Consider the following 15365-nt stretch of genomic DNA (forward strand, 5'->3'; position numbering starts at 1 on the left):
GCGTGCGGGATCAGCAGCGTGGAAACGATGGGGCTGTGCCATCGTTCACGCTTGCAGATATGCACCCACCACGCGAGGCGCGGCGAGAGCTGGCGTTTGTTGGAAGAAGTGACCAAGTCTGGTTCCTGTCGGAAATGATGATTCTTCGCAGCACGGCAGGCGCCGTTATTGAAGAGTCCTGATCTTATTCTAACGCCCGAAGCCAGTGGCGCAAGCCCCCTGCCAGTACGGGACCATTTTTTTATCGGATGTGGCATAGATGCAGAGTGTTCGCATAATTGCCAATTTTTTCGTGTCTATGCTGGTCTGTTGCCGCCTTGACGGCACAGTCTGTCCAGGAATTTGCACCTGGATAAAAAAATTAGGGCCGGAAATGTGACGGGGCATGGAGATTTTCCGCTGCAGCGTGTTACGATAATTTTCGATCCCTCGAATTTGTCCGCTGACCGCATCGGCGTGCTGGGCTATCAATCAGACTGATTTCCTTTCATGCCGTATTGCGGCTGCGCGATTCCCCGATTGCGCATGAGACGCCTCGTCTGGCGTCCTTGGCCGGGCTCCAGTCTGTTTTTTCTCCCACTCTCCGGCGATGCACGGCATGCTTGAAGCATGTGCTGCAACTCCAGCCGCGAGAGATCGAAGACCCCGGTTCCGGGGGCGTTTGCAAGTTTTTGGTTAGTCCATAGCCAGCCAGGCCAGGCGGGACGGGTCTCGTCCGTATGGAGCAGTTGCTGTTGTCAGCCTCCCAAAAGGAAGCGCGGACAGCAGTAGGCGCTTTGACGGCAGTGCCCAGGAGGCGCTGCGTCTCCCGCATGGCTGACCACGCGCCTGCGCGCAGGCCCCGGCCATGAAGCCGTTCGGGTCGGAACCGGAAGTGGGAGCGGCGGGATGCAAGACCGCCGGTCCCTTGTTTATCTGCAATGATTAAAGACGAGATGGAAACACGCCTTGAACATGATCTGCTCGGCGACCTGGAATTGCCAGCAGATATTTACTACGGTATCCAGACCTACCGTGCCGTGCACAATTTCAACCTGTCCGGTACGAAGTTGTCCGACTATCCTTCCTTTGTCCGGGCGCTGGCGATGGTCAAACATGCCTGCGCGGATGCCAACCATGCGCTGGGCCAGATGGCCGACGACAGGCACGAGGCCATTGTGCACGCCTGCCAGCGCATCGTGAACGGTGAGTTCAGCGACCAATTCCCGGTCGACATGATTCAGGGCGGCGCAGGTACGTCGACCAATATGAACATGAATGAAGTCGTGGCCAATGTCGGCCTTGAGTTCATGGGGCGCAAGAAAGGCGAGTACGCCAATCTGCACCCGAACAACGACGTCAACATGTCGCAGTCCACCAATGACGTCTACCCGACGGCGATCCGCCTGGGCCTCTTGCTGGAGCAGCAGGAAGTGGTGGCCAGCCTGGACCGCCTGATCGACTCGCTGGAGAGCAAGGCGGGTGAACTGGCTGACGTTCTCAAGATGGGCCGTACCCAGTTGCAGGATGCCGTGCCCATGACCATGGGCCAGGAATTCCATGCTTTCGCCAGCACCCTGGCCGACGACGCGGATTACCTGCGTCTGGATGCCAAGCGCTTGCTGTATGACGTGAACCTGGGCGGCACTGCCATTGGCACCGGCATCAACACGCATCCGGATTACGCCGGCCTGGCCGTGGCCCGCCTGGCGGCTGTCAGCGGCGAAGCGATGAAGCCGGCGCGCGACCTGATTGCAGCCACCTACGACATGGGTGCGTTCGTGATGTTGTCGTCGGCGCTCAAGCGCCTGGCGATGCGCCTGTCCAAGATGTGCAACGATTTGCGCCTGCTGGGCAGCGGTCCGCGCACCGGCCTGCAGGAACTGAACCTGCCGCCGCGCCAGCCGGGCAGCTCCATCATGCCGGGCAAGGTCAACCCCGTGATTCCGGAGGCCGTCAACCAGGTGGCTTTCGCGGTGATGGGCAACGACGTGGCGATTACCATGGCGGCTGAAGCTGGCCAGTTGCAGCTGAACGTCATGGAACCGCTGGTGGCATTCAAGCTGTTCGAGTCGCAACGCCTGCTGGCGCGTTCCATGGATATGCTGCGCGAACTGTGCATCGTCGGCATCACTGCCAACGCCGAGCACAGCCGCAAGCTGATGGAAAACTCGATCGGCCTCGTGACAGCGCTGAACCCGTTCATCGGTTACGAAAACTCCACGCGTATTGCTGCGCTGGCCCTGGAAACGGGCCGTGGCGTGCTGGAATTGGTGCGCGAAGAAAAGCTGCTTGATGACGACGTGCTGGAAGAAGTGCTCAAGCCGGAAAATATGATGCGTCCGCGCGTCGCGGCACATAGCTGATCCATACGTCCGTGGCCTTGACCGGCCCGGGCCGGAACCGGGTGGGAGCCGTTGACAGGCTCCCACCCGGTTTTTTCTTTGATGGCAAGCGGCAGGGGGCGGGCTGACTGGTACTGCAGGCTGTCAGGCTGTGTCCGCCAGGAAGGCGAGGGCTTGTGCGTGCCGGGTCTGGGCTTTGGCGCCATTTCATCTCTGGATTTTCCACCGCTGCCTGCCTGTGCAGTGGCGTTCTATGAAATGGCTGCATCCGTAATTTGAAATGTTATATCATTTTATATTTTCGGCGAGAGCTGCCACGGCAAGCGCCCGCCTTAACGTTTCAAGGAAAGATGTCATGCCAGATAGACAGGATAGGCTGCCGGTCACGGTGCTGTCAGGGTTTCTCGGTGCAGGCAAGACCACATTGCTGAATCACATTCTGAACAACCGTGAGGGCCGCCGCGTGGCGGTGATCGTCAACGATATGTCGGAAGTGAATATTGATGCAGAGCTGGTGCGGGAGGGTGGGGCCGCCTTGTCGCGCACCGATGAAAAATTGGTGGAAATGAGCAATGGCTGCATCTGCTGTACCCTGCGCGAGGATTTGCTGCTGGAAGTGCAGCGCCTGGCGCGCGAAGGTCGCTTTGACCAGCTGGTGATTGAATCTACCGGTATTTCCGAACCTTTGCCCGTGGCGGAGACATTCACTTTCGAGGGAGAGGATGGCCGCAGCCTGGGAGAGATTGCGCGCCTGGACACGATGGTGACGGTGGTGGATGCCTGCAATTTTCTGCGAGATTATGAGTCCCGGGACAGCCTGCAAGCGCGCGGCGAATCGCTGGGAGAGGAAGACGAGCGCACCGTGGTGGATTTGCTGGTAGACCAGGTCGAGTTTTGCGATGTGATCGTCCTGAACAAAACGGATCTCGTCAGCACCGCCGAGCGCGAACGCCTGCTGGCCATACTGCGCAGTCTCAATCCGCGCGCCAGGATAGAGCAGGCCAGCTTCGGCCAGGTGCCGTTGTCCAGCGTGCTGGAAACCGGCTTGTTCGATTTCGAACAGGCCGAGCAAGCCCCAGGCTGGCTGCGGGAACTGCGCGGCGAACACGTGCCGGAAACAGAGGAATATGGCATTGCCAGTTTCGTCTACCGCGCCCGGCGCCCGTTCCATCCGCAACGTTTTTTTGACTGGACGCGGCAACGCTGGGCGGGCGTGGTTCGTGCCAAGGGCTTTTTCTGGCTGGCCAGCCACCCTGCGCTGGCGGCCACCTGGTCACAGGCCGGGGTGGTGGCGCGCCAACAGGTAGCAGGCTTCTGGTGGGCTGCCATGCCTGCCGAGCGCTGGCCCCAAGACCCCGAGGCCATTGCGCTGATCCGGCGGAAATGGGTCGATGGGGTAGGGGATGCGCGCCAGGAACTGGTATTGATCGGTGCGGACATGGACGAACCCGCATTGCGCCAGGGGTTTGATCATTGCCTGTTGACCGACGCAGAAATGGCAGCGGGTCCGCGGGTCTGGATGGACTGGAAAAATCCGTTTCCGGATTGGCCGGACTGAAGCGTGCTGCCCTGATCCGGGCAACAGTATTGGGGGCAGTCGTCTTCAGGCCGGCCGGATGTTTCCGGTCGGCAGCATTCAGGCCGCGGTGGTGGTCAGGATGGTGAGGATGCCGCTCAGCGTGGCCAGGCCGCAGGTCGCGGCGAGCCACGGGATGGCGCGCGATAGTACCGAGGCGTCCGCGGCGGCATCCAGTCCGCCGCGCAGCAGGAGATGGTGGCGACGGTAGGCCAGCAGCAAGGTGGCTGATGCCAGCACCAGCACGACCGAGCCCAGGGCCAGGATGAAATGGCTTTGCTGCAGCATGCCGGAACGCAGAATCAGCAACGCGTTGGCCATCAGCGCCAGGCAGGTGCGGTTCCAGGCCAGGACGGTGCGTTGCGGCTGCAAACCGGGATCGTTGGGGTCCATGGCGCGCGCAAGCCTAGAGCAGTACCGCCAGCACGATTGCGATCCCTGCCAAGGCCGCCGCCAGCAACGGAATGGCGGGCGTATGCGGCAATCCCCGCGACAGGCGCATGGCAAGTTCATTCTGGCGCCAGCGCATGTAGGCCAACAGGCAGAGCAAGGCTGCCAGCAGGGCGAGGCACAGCGCCAGCACGCGCACGGTGCCCGGAGGGCCAAGCTGGCTGGCGAACTGGTCCAGGGCCACACCTCCAGCCAGCACCGCCAGTGCCGTGCGTATCCAGGCCAGGAAGGTGCGTTCGTTGGCCAGCGTGAAACGGTAATCGGGGTCTTGGCCTTGCTGTTGCCAGCGGGGGCGCTTCAACACGGGCAGGTCTCCTGTCTGGGGGAGGAAATGCGTAGACGATGGCGAGAGGAAATGGCGGCGGGAAAACAACAGCGCCTCCCGTGGGGGAGGCGCTGTTGCCTGGCGGCTGCGGTGGTGCAGCGTTGCTGTCCATCCGGCCTGCCGCCACCCCTTGAAAGGGGCGGGTGATTACTTCAGCGAAGCCTGGTAAATGGATTCGATGGAAGCATCCAGCGCCTGATTGAATTCCGCATCGCTTTGCTGGGCGCTCAGGCCTTCGGTCAGGGCGCGGCTGAAGCTGGCGATGATGCCGGGGTTGCGGGCCAGGATGTCGTTGGCATCGGCACGCGAGTAACCACCGGACAGGGCCACCACGCGAACCACGCGCGGGTGCTTGACCAGTTCGTCATAGAAGCCGTCAACGCTGGGCAGCGTGAGCTTGAGCATGACGCGGTTGTCGCCGGTCAGCGCGTCCAGGCGCTTGAGGAAACCTTCCTTCAGGCGGGTTTCGATGGCAGCCTTTTCCGGGGCGTTGATCAGCACTTCCGGTTCCAGGATCGGGCACAGGCCGGCCTTGAGGATGCGCAGGCCGTATTCGAATTGCTGGTCCAGGGCCTGGTCGATACCGGCGGCGTTGTTCTCGGCAACCACCGAGCGCATCTTCGTGCCGAAGATGCCCTTGGCCACGGCGCGTTCCAGCAGGGCTTCCAGTTCGGGCATGGGCTTCATCAGCTGCACGCCGTCGGCTTGCGCAGCCAGGCCCTTGTCCACTTTCAGGAAGGGAACGACTTGCTTCTTTTCCCACAGATAGGCCGCAGCATCCTGGCCTTCGATCTGGCGGTCCATGGTGGCTTCGAACAGGATGGCGCCCAGAATGCGGCGGCCGTCGAAAGCCGGGCTGGTCACGATGCGGCTGCGCATGGCGTGCACGAGGTCGAACATTTCCGCTTCGTTGCTGTAGGCGGATTCCTCGACGCCATACAGGCGCAGCGCCTTCGGGGTGCTGCCGCCGCTCTGGTCGAGCGCCGCAATAAAACCGTTACCTTGCGAGACTTTTGCCAGTTGTTCCTGGTTCACGTTGAAATCCTTATGTAATAGTGATGAATCTGGTGGTGAATCGGCTGGCCCGGAGACAGCGGCAGGCCGGCACCGGGCAGAATGGATCCTGCGGCAGCCAGGCGCACGGCACGAAGCCAGGGCGGGGCTCTGGGCGCAATGCCGCGAGTTTATCGCACAACCTAGCTGGATATCGAGCCATACTGTGTCCAGATGCAGGCGGCGCGGAACAAATCGTAAATGGCGCCCTGGCGCGGGTGTGCCGCCCGTCAGGCTGCAAGCAGACGCCAGCCGTCGGTCTGCTGCCGGTGTGTCAATGGCGCGGCAATCTAATACACGGGATTTTTTTCTTTTGCACTGGTGTTATCCCTAGTTTTAAGGGGTGGCATGCAGATAGCTGTTAGAACGACAATTTGCTGTCTTCATCCCGGCCGCTCTGGCAAACTGGGGTTAGAAGGCGGGTATTACCGCCTATTGTTTCAATTCACCTCGGACGACATGGATGTCCGCGGGTACCGTAGGAGAGAGATATGATCAAACGCAAAGCGTTGGCAGGGCTGGCAGCAGTCGTGGCAATGGCCGCGGGGGGCGCAGCGCAGGCAGCACCGGTGATTCTGAAGGTTGCTCACTTTTTGCCTCCGGTCTCTCCCGGGCATACCAAATTCATCGCCCCGTGGTGTGAAAAGATTGAAGCGGAATCCAATGGCGAACTGAAGTGCCAGATCTACCCGGCGATGCAGCTGGGCGGAACGCCGGCGCAGCTGTTCAACCAGGCGCGTGATGGCGTTGCCGACATTGTCTGGACCCTGCCGGGTTATACCGCCGGTCGCTTCCCGATTTCCGAAGTGTTTGAACTGCCTTTCCTGACGACCAAGCACGAACCGTCTTCGCGCGCCATCTGGGATTTCGTCCAGAAGAACGCCATGAACGAGTTCCGTGGCGTCAAGCCGCTGGCCATCTGGGTCAACGGCGCCAACCAGTTGCATCTGCGTGACAAGCAGGTGGAAAATCTCGACGAACTGCGCGGCCTGAAGATCCGTGCCCCGTCTCGCCTGGGTAACAAGATCCTGGCTGCGCTGGGCGCGACCCCGGTCGGCATGCCCGTGCCGCAAATGGCCGAAAGCCTTTCCAAGGGCGTGATCGACGGCGCGCTGGTGCCCTGGGAAGTCCTGCCCGCCACCAAGGCGCATGAACTGACCAAGTTCCATATGGAAACGGCTGGCGACACGGCCATGACCACCGCGACCATGGTGTTCGTCATGAACCAGCGCAAGTACGATAGCCTGACGCCGGAACAGAAGAAGGTCATCGACGACAACAGCGGTGGCGATACTTCCGCCTGGGTTGCGTCCCAGTTCGAAGCTGCCGATGCTGCCGGCCGCGAAGCAGCGATTGCGCGCGGTAATGTTGTCTATTCGTTGAGCCCCGAGCAGACCGCGCTGTGGGAACAGACAACCCAGCCGGTCATCGCCGAGTGGATCAAGGAAGTTTCCTCCAAGGGTGTGGATGGCGCAGCGCTGGTGCAGGAAGCCCGGGACCTGGTCAAACAGTATTCCTCGGCCCAGTAAAGCAAGCAGTGATGGCACGTCCGGGACAGGCCTGGACTGCCATTCCTGAATGAAAAGGGCCGCATAACGGCCCTTTTCACGTTCTAGGCATCAACCCGTTGCCGTTTTCCGTTGAACTGTCTGTGAGGCGCCAGCGTCTTCATGCCCGGGCGGGCTGTGCTGGAACAAGTGTCCGGCTGCGTTGCGGCCGGTCTTGCCAGCCCTGCGTCCGGCCTGCCGAATCGCCAGTTCAGGGGTGTTTTTTGTAACCTGGAGTATCCAAAATGTCCGAACCATTGCCGCGGCCTGATGCCGTGGCATCTAGCGCGTGGGGCAAGGCCCTGGAGCAGGCGTGCGCATTTCTCGCCGTGTTGGGCGGCCTGCTGTTCCTCTGTGAAGCGCTGATGTCTGTGGTCAGTGTGCTGGGCCGTATCTTCCTGTCCACTCCCATCTCCGGTGATTATGAGCTGGTCCAGCTCATGTCGGCGATGGGTATTGCCATGTGCCTGCCGTATTGCCAGATCAAGCGCGGCCACGTGTTCGTCGATTTCTTTACGCTGTGGGCGCCGGCCCCGGTGAAGCGCTACATGGATGCATTTGCCTCGCTGGTGCTGGCAGGCTGCGCTTTCCTGCTGGCCTGGCGTTGCTGGGAAGGCATGGTGGAAATGCACGAATATGGCGAAACCACCATGGTGATTTCCATGCCGGTATGGTGGGGCTATGTGCCGCTGATGCCCTCTTTCGTTCTGTTCGGTCTTGCCGCGCTGATGGCGGTGGTGCAGGACCTGCGTCCCCTGAACAATGAGCGCGAGGTGCAGGCATGAGCGGTACTACCATAGGGATCATCATCGGGATTCTGATGATGCTGTTCCTGGCGATGCGCATGCATATCGGGATTGCCATGTTCCTGGCTGGAGGTCTGGGCTACTGGTGGATTTCCGGTTGGGATCCTTTGATGGCGCATCTCAAGCACGCACCGTTCGGGCGTTTCTCGGTCTATGACCTGTCGGTCGTGCCGCTCTTCCTGCTGATGGGGCAGTTCGCCACGCAAGGGGGGCTGTCTCAGGCGCTGTTCCGTGCCGGTAGTGCATTCCTGGGGCACCGGCGCGGAGGCATGGCCATGGCTGGTATCGCATCTTGCGCGGGTTTCGGCGCGATTTGCGGTTCGTCGCTGGCAACGGCGGCCACGATGTCGCACGTCGTGCTGCCCGAGCTGCGCCGCTACCAGTACAAGCCCGGTCTCGCCAGCGCTTCCCTGGCCGTGGGTGGCACGTTGGGCATGTTGATCCCGCCTTCCGTGCCCATGGTGATTTACGCCATCCTGTCCGAGCAGAATATCGCCAAGGTGTTCATGGCGGCCTTCCTGCCCTCCGTGCTGGCCGTGCTGGGCTATATGCTGGTCGTGGGCCTGATCTGCTGGCGCGATCCCGATGCCAGCGGCCCTCCGCTGCCGCGCCAGAACTGGATGATGCGCCTGCGCACGCTGGGCGCGACCTGGCCGGTCATGGCGATCTTCATCGTCGTGCTGGGCGGTATCTATGGCGGCCTGTTCACGCCTACCGAAGCGGCCGCCATCGGCGCCGTGGCGGCGGGCCTGGCCGCCTGGATGGCTGGCGGCCTGAGCAATGGCGGCCTGTTGCGCTGCGTGCTGGGTACGGCACAAGGTACCGGCATGATGTTCCTGATCCTGCTGGGCGCGGATATGCTCAATGCCTTCCTGGCCGTGAGCCAGGTGCCGGTCGAGTTCGCTACCTGGGTGCAGGGCCTGGGCCTGGATCCCTTCACCGTGCTGGCAGCCATCATCATCATCTACATCCTGCTCGGATGCGTGATGGACAGCCTGTCGATGATCCTGCTGACCATTCCCATTTTCCTGCCCATCATTATGGGCCTGGAATTCTGGGGCCTGACACCTGATGAAAAGGCCATCTGGTTCGGTGTGCTGGCCTTGGTGGTCATGGAAATCGGCCTGATCACACCTCCGGTGGGGATGAACGTGTTCATCATCCACAGCATGGCCAAGGACATTTCCCCGGGCACCATCTTCCGTGGCGTGGTGCCGTTCCTGGCTTCCGACCTGGTTCGTATCGTGTTGCTGGTGCTGTTCCCCGTGCTGTCGCTGGGCATGATTCGCTGGCTTGGCTAGGCGCGGCACGATCCGGGTTGCCGGTAGCTGGCATGATGCATGCCGCTGCCGGTCTCGCCGGGGCAGTAGGGGACAAAGTTCCCAAGCAGTGCTTTCCGGCCGGCTGCCCCCAAGTGATTGTCTTGGGGCGGCCGGGTGACGAAAAAAGGACCTCCCTGCAAAGGAAGGTCCTTTTTTTCGGGCTGCCCCAAGACAAATACGCCCCAACGGGGGCAGCAAGCCGAAGGCGCAGCGTAGGGGGCCTTTTTTACACGGAGCGGACGCCGGTTTGCCTGCGGCGCCGCCTCAGGCACAGGCTTCAGTCGTTCAGTTCGTCTTCGTCATCATCGAGGTCGTCTTCCTCGTCCTGTTCCAGGGCGTCATAGCCCTTCCAGGTGATGCGCCAGGCATCGTCTTCCGGAATGCCGGTTTCGTCGACCTTGCGGGCCAGGCCGGCGTCTTCGAGCAGGTCCAGGTGTAGCAGCACGCGTTCCAGATCTTCGCTGCTGTCTTCTTCCTGGAGGAGTACGGTCAGGTCGTTAGCGGTAAGGGTGGCGGAATCCGCATCGCGGAAGGCGCCCAGGAGAGTGACGATCAAGTCGAAATCGCGTTGCATGGCTGGCCTCGTTGGCTGGTAGTGAATCAACACGATAGCAGAGTCGGCCTGTCAGTGACATGACCGTGCCGCACCATGCGAACACATATTTCAGCCTGTCGGGCGGCAGCACCGTACGGCCCGGCAGGGCGGCGCCGCGTCGGGTCGCTTACCGGGACGGGACGCGCGCTGCCAGCGGGCCAGGCGTGTGATGGGCAAGCAGCGGCGACGGACGAGGCGGATAGCGGTTAAGCTGTCGCTTTTTGCCAGGCGCACGGAAATCAGTCATGACTGCCATGAGTAAACGGGACTATCGAATGTTGGAAGGCACGGTGGTGGCCAGTGTGGGCGACAGTGTCACACTGTCCAGCGGAACGCAGTCCCATACCTTTACCGTGGCGCTGTCGGTGGCGGAACAGATGGAGCTGGGGCATGTGGTCAGGCTGCTCAGTGACGCCAGGCACGATATCGTGCGGATCTACGATGTCAGCGACGCGCGCATGCTGTATGAAAAAGGCGGCCAGACCACCCGCGCGGCCGCCGGGGCGCTGGCGATCCAGACTGGCGTGATGTGCGCCATTCCTTTCCTCGGGCAGGTCATCGCCCTGTTGCTGATCCTGCCCATGGTGATCGGCCGGGCACTGGGCTATGACGCTGCCAATGCCCGTTACATCGTCCGCGTCGCGGCCTTTACGTTTGCGATGTATCTGTCACTGTCTCTGGCCGGGTTGGTCTGGGGCAGTTGGCTGCTGGCGCTCCTGGGGCCGTTCGTGGTCGTGATCCTGGGTATGCGGCTCGTCCTGCTGCGCGAACATGAATTGATGCAGTCGCTCAATGAGCGAGTGAGCCGTCCGGCCAGTGTCTGAAGGCTGCCAGCCTGGCGCCTCCCCATCATTTCCGCTATTGCCAGTATTTACCGGAATTGCTTTTTTTAACAGCCGTTGACAGACGGATAGCCGGATATGCCGATATGATGGTTGGGATGTTTCCGTTTTCCCAACCAGATAGGAGTCCAGCCATGGGCCTGCTGAGTTTTATCAAAGACGTCGGTGAGAAGATTTTCGGTGGCAGCGAAGCCCAGGCGGCGACGCCGGACGCGCTGAAGAAAGAGCTGGATAAGCTGGGCCTGGGCGCTGAAGGCCTGGATGTTTCTGTCGATGGCGACAAGGTGACGGTCAAGGGCAAGGCGGCTTCCACCGAGGAAGCTGAAAAAATCGCGCTGGCGCTGGGCAATACGCTGGGTGTGGCCGCCGTGGACAATCAACTGCAAGTGGATGCGCCCGCCGTCGAGGCGGTGTTCTATACCGTGCAGAAGGGCGACACGCTCTGGAAGGTTGCCGAGACCCAGTACGGTAAGGGCAAAGGTGCGAAGTACACCGTCATTTTCGAGGCCAACAAGCCGATGCTGACCCACCCGGACAAGATTTATCCGGGCCAGGTGCTGCGCATTCCTGCACTGGAGGCCTGAAGCTGGCGCCCGCCATGATTGCGTGGCGGGGCGGGTGGTGCAGTTCCGGGCATGGCAGGCCGGGGCGCCGCAAGCGTCCCAGGCCGGCCATGCCTTTTTTGTATCTGTCGCGGGGCCAGCCGTGTTGCCACAGGCGGCGCGGGCTGGCGGCGTGCCCATGGGCGGCGCCTGCCGCCTGGCTGCCGTCGTGGCGGACTTGGCCGGTCGGGGCATCTTTGCCGCCTTTTACAGGCCTGGGCGCTTTTTATTTCAGCCAGAGGCTAAAATGGAAGATTCCCGCCGCGCCCTGGCTCGGCAAACGTTTCTGACTTTTTCGCTACGGCGTTCCTGGCTATGAAAAAAATCTCTGCTGTTCTCCTGGTGTCTGCTGCTGTCCTGGCCGCTTGCGGCAAGAAAGACGATCCCGCGCCCGTGGCGGCTGCGCCCGCCATTCCGGCCAAGATTGTCGTGGGCCTGGATGACAATTTCCCGCCCATGGGCTTTCGCGATGACAAGAATGAACTGGTTGGCTTCGATATCGACATGGCCCGCGAAGCTGCCAAGCGCCTGGGTGCTGACGTCGAGTTCAAGTCGATCGACTGGGGCTCCAAGGAAGCGGAGCTCAACGGCAAGCGCGTCGATGTGCTGTGGAACGGCCTGACGATCACCGACGAGCGCCGCAAGAACATCGGTTTCACCGAGCCGTACATGGAAAACCACCAGATCATCATTGTGACCAAGGATTCGCCAGTGCAATCCAAGGCTGATCTGGCTGGCCGCGTGGTGGGTGCCCAGGAAGGCAGCAGCGCCGTTGATGCCATCAAGAAGGAAACCGAAGTCGCCGCCAGCTTCAAGGACCTGAAGACCTTCGGCGATAACATCACCGCGCTGATGGACCTGGGTACGGGCCGTCTGGAAGCCGTGGTGGTCGACGAAGTGGTGGGCCGCTATTATGTCGGCAAGCGTCCGGATGAGTTCCGCGTGCTGGAAGACCACTTCGGCACCGAGGAATACGGCGTGGGCGTGCGCAAGGACGACACCGAATTGCTGAAGAAGCTCGATGAGTCGCTCAATGCCATGAAGAAGGACGGTTCCGCCGCCACGATCTCCAATAAGTGGTTCGGCGCCGACATCATCAAATAAAATACGGTCCTTCTCACCAAAGACCAAGGCCCTAGCCGGCCATCCGCCAGGGGCCGGCCCCGTGTCGCGCGGTGGCCGGCCTGTGCCGCTGGAAAACTTGCATGGATTATGTTTTTTCCCTGCTTGGGCCGATGGCGCAAGGCGCCCAGGTAACGCTCAAGCTATTCTTCATTACCCTGATACTGGCGGTGCCTTTGGGCCTGGCGCTCGCGCTGGCGCGCATTTCCAGGTTCCAGGTGCTCAACTGGCTGGTCAATGGCTTCATCTGGCTGATGCGCGGCACGCCGCTGATGCTGCAATTGCTGTTCATCTATTTCGCCCTGCCTTATGTCCCGGTGATCGGGGTGAGGCTGGATGATTTTCCTGCGGCGGTGGTGGCCTTCACCCTGAATTACGCTGCCTATTTTGCCGAGATCTTCCGGGCTGGCATCCAGTCCATAGACCGGGGGCAGTACGAAGGCGCAAAAGTGCTGGGCATGAATTATGTGCAGACCATGCGGCGCATCGTGCTGCCGCAGATGGTGCAGCGCATTCTGCCGCCCATGAGCAACGAGACCATTACGCTGATCAAGGACACGGCGCTGATCTACGTGCTTGCGTTGAACGAAGTGCTGCGCGTGGCGCGGGGATTCGTGCAGCGTGATTTCACCAGTACGCCTTTCATCGTCGCGGCAGTGTTCTACCTGACCATGACCCTGTTGCTGACCTGGATCTTCCAGCGCCTGGAGAAGCACTATGCCAAGTACGACAATTGAAGCCGCGGCGCGCCACATCATGATCGAAGCCTGTGGCGTGGGCAAGTCCTTCGGCGCGACCCGGGTATTGCGCGACGTTTCGCTGACCCTGGGCAAAGGCGAGGTGGTGGCAGTGATCGGCCCGTCAGGGTCGGGCAAAAGCACTTTCCTGCGCTGCCTCAATCATCTGGAAACCATAGACGAAGGCAGCATCAGCGTCGAAGGCGAGACGCTGGCGCAGGCGCAGGCCGATGGCCGCAGCCGTTATGCCCCAGACGCCGATGTGCGGCGCCTGTGCCGCAAGATGGGCATGGTGTTCCAGTCGTTCAATCTGTTCCCGCACATGACGGTGCTGCAGAACATCATCGAAGCGCCGGTGACCGTCAAGGGAATGAAGGCCGAAGAGGCGGTTCCCCGGGCTGAGGAACTGCTGCGCAAGGTGGGCCTGCTGAACAAGCGCGACAACTATCCTTCGCGCCTGTCTGGGGGCCAGAAGCAGCGCGTGGCCATTGCCCGGGCGCTGGCGATGGAGCCGGAAATCATGCTGTTCGACGAGCCGACGTCCGCGCTGGACCCGGAGCTGACGGTTGAAGTGCTGCGCACCATGCGCCAGCTGGCTGAGGAGCATATGACCATGCTGGTCGTGACCCATGAAATGGGTTTCGCCAGGGAAGTGGCGCAACGCGTGGTGTTCATGGACCAGGGGCAGATTGTGGAGGAAGCGCCTTCCGCCGAATTCTTCGATGCGCCGCGCCATGAACGCGCTCGCGCCTTCCTTGGGCGCATGCTGTAGGCTATCCAGCCCATGCCTGGCGGCATGGCGCATTGCAAGGGCCCCGGCGCATGCGTGCCTGGGCCCTTGTCATATTTTGGGGGATCTGCCGCGCCAGCGGGGCACAGGCATACAATCGGTCGGTTGCCTGCCGCCGTTCCTGGCGGCAGGGTGCTGAAGAAGGCCAGACATGCGTACCTTGTATCCGGAAATCGAACCTTTTGACCACGGCCGTCTGCGTGTGGACGACCGGCATGAACTCTATTACGAGCAATGCGGCAACCCGGATGGGCTGCCGGTCGTGATCCTGCATGGCGGGCCTGGCGGCGGCTGCAATGCCGACATGCGTCGTTTCCACAACCCAGAGCGCTACCGCATCGTGCTGTTCGACCAGCGGGGCTGCGGCCGTTCTACGCCGCATGTGGACCTGAGTAACAACACCACCTGGCATCTGGTCGAAGATATCGAGACGCTGCGGCGCCACCTGGGCATCGAGCGTTGGCAGGTATTTGGCGGCAGCTGGGGTTCAACGCTGGCGCTGGCCTATGCCGAGCGCCATCCGGAGCAGGTACTGCATCTGGTGCTGCGCGGCATTTTCCTGGTGCGTCGCTGGGAGCTTGAATGGTTTTACCAGGAAGGGGCCTGCCACCTGTTCCCCGATACCTGGGAAGGGTTCCGTGATGCGATTCCGGCCGATGAGCGCAGCGACATGATTGCAGCCTATCACCGCCGCCTCAATGGTTGCGATCCTGCCGCGCGGCTGGCTGCGGCGAAGGCATGGAGCGCCTGGGAAGGTTCGACCAGCCGCCTGGAAATGGACCCGCAGGCGATTGCCGGCCATGAGGAAGACATGTTCGCGCTTGCGTTCGCCAGCATCGAAAACCATTATTTCTTCAATGGCGGCTTTTTCGAGGAAGATGGCCAGCTGCTGCGGGATGCGCACCGTCTGGCAGGTATCCCCGGCGTCATCGTGCATGGCCGCTACGACATGATCTGCCCCCTGGCCAATGCCTGGGACTTGCATCATGCCTGGCCCGGGTCGCGTCTGCACATTTCGCCGTTGGCGGGCCATGCGGCCTCGGAAGTGCAGAACGTGGATGCGCTGGTGCGCGCCACGGACGAATTCGCGGGCTGATGCCGGTGCGGGCAGAGTGGCGGCGCCAGGCCGTCACTCTGCTGGTTTGCGGCCTGGGGGCGAGGCGCAGCAGGCGGAAATGAGTTTATTTCTCAGCCGGGATTTACAGGCCGCGCCAGCCACTTACAATAGTTGCGCTGCCGGCGCGCCAGGGCGCCGGCGATATCACGCAACCGAT

15 protein-coding genes are annotated in these 15365 nt (G+C 61.6%); 11 read left to right on the forward strand and 4 right to left on the reverse strand.

Going from position 1 to position 15365, the window contains the following annotated elements:
• Window positions 1–935: 935 nt before the first annotated feature.
• Together EV679_RS06000 and zigA are read left to right on the forward strand one after the other, a co-directional pair.
• Window positions 936–2345: an aspartate ammonia-lyase gene (locus EV679_RS06000; RefSeq protein ID WP_068366230.1), complete on the forward strand. Its 1410-nt coding sequence runs from the start codon at window positions 936–938 to the stop codon at window positions 2343–2345.
• A gap of 334 nt (window positions 2346–2679) precedes the next feature.
• Entirely contained in the window at window positions 2680–3882 is a 1203-nt protein-coding gene (gene zigA / locus EV679_RS06005; protein ID WP_130486692.1) for a zinc metallochaperone GTPase ZigA, read from the forward strand.
• A gap of 78 nt (window positions 3883–3960) precedes the next feature.
• Here the strand turns inward: zigA and EV679_RS06010 are convergent, their stop codons facing one another.
• From EV679_RS06010 to EV679_RS06020, 3 genes are all read right to left on the reverse strand, one after another.
• Window positions 3961–4293 carry a DUF202 domain-containing protein gene (locus EV679_RS06010; protein WP_130486693.1) on the reverse strand — a complete coding sequence of 111 codons (333 nt, stop codon included), beginning with the start codon at window positions 4291–4293 and terminating at the stop codon, window positions 3961–3963.
• A 13-nt stretch (window positions 4294–4306) separates the two neighbouring features.
• Window positions 4307–4654: a YidH family protein gene (locus EV679_RS06015; protein ID WP_338134544.1), complete on the reverse strand. Its 348-nt coding sequence runs from the start codon at window positions 4652–4654 to the stop codon at window positions 4307–4309.
• Window positions 4655–4822: 168 nt separating this feature from the next.
• Entirely contained in the window at window positions 4823–5710 is an 888-nt protein-coding gene (locus tag EV679_RS06020) for a fructose bisphosphate aldolase (protein ID WP_130486694.1), read from the reverse strand.
• 509 nt (window positions 5711–6219) lie between these two features.
• Here EV679_RS06020 and EV679_RS06025 point away from each other — a divergent pair.
• From EV679_RS06025 to EV679_RS06035, 3 genes are all read left to right on the forward strand, one after another.
• The gene (locus EV679_RS06025) at window positions 6220–7257 is read left to right on the forward strand and encodes a TRAP transporter substrate-binding protein (RefSeq protein ID WP_130486695.1); all 1038 of its coding nucleotides are present in this window, start codon (window positions 6220–6222) and stop codon (window positions 7255–7257) included.
• A gap of 263 nt (window positions 7258–7520) precedes the next feature.
• Entirely contained in the window at window positions 7521–8060 is a 540-nt protein-coding gene (locus tag EV679_RS06030; RefSeq protein WP_130486696.1) for a TRAP transporter small permease, read from the forward strand.
• Window positions 8057–9382, forward strand: coding sequence for a TRAP transporter large permease (locus EV679_RS06035; protein ID WP_130486697.1), 1326 nt, complete (start codon window positions 8057–8059; stop codon window positions 9380–9382). Before EV679_RS06030 ends, EV679_RS06035 begins: the two co-directional genes overlap by 4 nt.
• 298 nt (window positions 9383–9680) lie before the next feature.
• On the opposite strand, the gene EV679_RS06040 is transcribed toward EV679_RS06035, so the two are convergent.
• The gene (locus tag EV679_RS06040; protein ID WP_068366211.1) at window positions 9681–9977 is read right to left on the reverse strand and encodes a hypothetical protein; all 297 of its coding nucleotides are present in this window, start codon (window positions 9975–9977) and stop codon (window positions 9681–9683) included.
• Window positions 9978–10243: 266 nt separating this feature from the next.
• On the opposite strand from EV679_RS06040, the gene EV679_RS06045 reads away from it, so the two are divergent.
• The 6 genes from EV679_RS06045 to pip all read left to right on the forward strand — a co-directional run bounded on the left by EV679_RS06045 (window position 10244) and on the right by pip (window position 15187).
• Window positions 10244–10822: a hypothetical protein gene (locus EV679_RS06045; protein WP_130486698.1), complete on the forward strand. Its 579-nt coding sequence runs from the start codon at window positions 10244–10246 to the stop codon at window positions 10820–10822.
• A gap of 152 nt (window positions 10823–10974) precedes the next feature.
• Window positions 10975–11424 (forward strand): peptidoglycan-binding protein LysM, encoded by a 450-nt coding sequence (gene lysM / locus EV679_RS06050; protein ID WP_068366205.1) that lies wholly within the window; start codon window positions 10975–10977, stop codon window positions 11422–11424.
• Window positions 11425–11757: 333 nt separating this feature from the next.
• Window positions 11758–12546: an amino acid ABC transporter substrate-binding protein gene (locus EV679_RS06055; protein WP_068366202.1), complete on the forward strand. Its 789-nt coding sequence runs from the start codon at window positions 11758–11760 to the stop codon at window positions 12544–12546.
• A gap of 101 nt (window positions 12547–12647) precedes the next feature.
• Window positions 12648–13301 carry an amino acid ABC transporter permease gene (locus tag EV679_RS06060; RefSeq protein WP_130486699.1) on the forward strand — a complete coding sequence of 218 codons (654 nt, stop codon included), beginning with the start codon at window positions 12648–12650 and terminating at the stop codon, window positions 13299–13301.
• 19 nt (window positions 13302–13320) lie between these two features.
• Window positions 13321–14073 (forward strand): amino acid ABC transporter ATP-binding protein, encoded by a 753-nt coding sequence (locus EV679_RS06065; RefSeq protein WP_130486787.1) that lies wholly within the window; start codon window positions 13321–13323, stop codon window positions 14071–14073.
• Window positions 14074–14242: 169 nt separating this feature from the next.
• Window positions 14243–15187: a prolyl aminopeptidase gene (gene pip / locus EV679_RS06070; RefSeq protein ID WP_130486700.1), complete on the forward strand. Its 945-nt coding sequence runs from the start codon at window positions 14243–14245 to the stop codon at window positions 15185–15187.
• Window positions 15188–15365: the final 178 nt, after the last annotated feature.

The organism is Kerstersia gyiorum (assembly GCF_004216755.1).
Taxonomy (GTDB): domain Bacteria; phylum Pseudomonadota; class Gammaproteobacteria; order Burkholderiales; family Burkholderiaceae_B; genus Kerstersia; species Kerstersia gyiorum.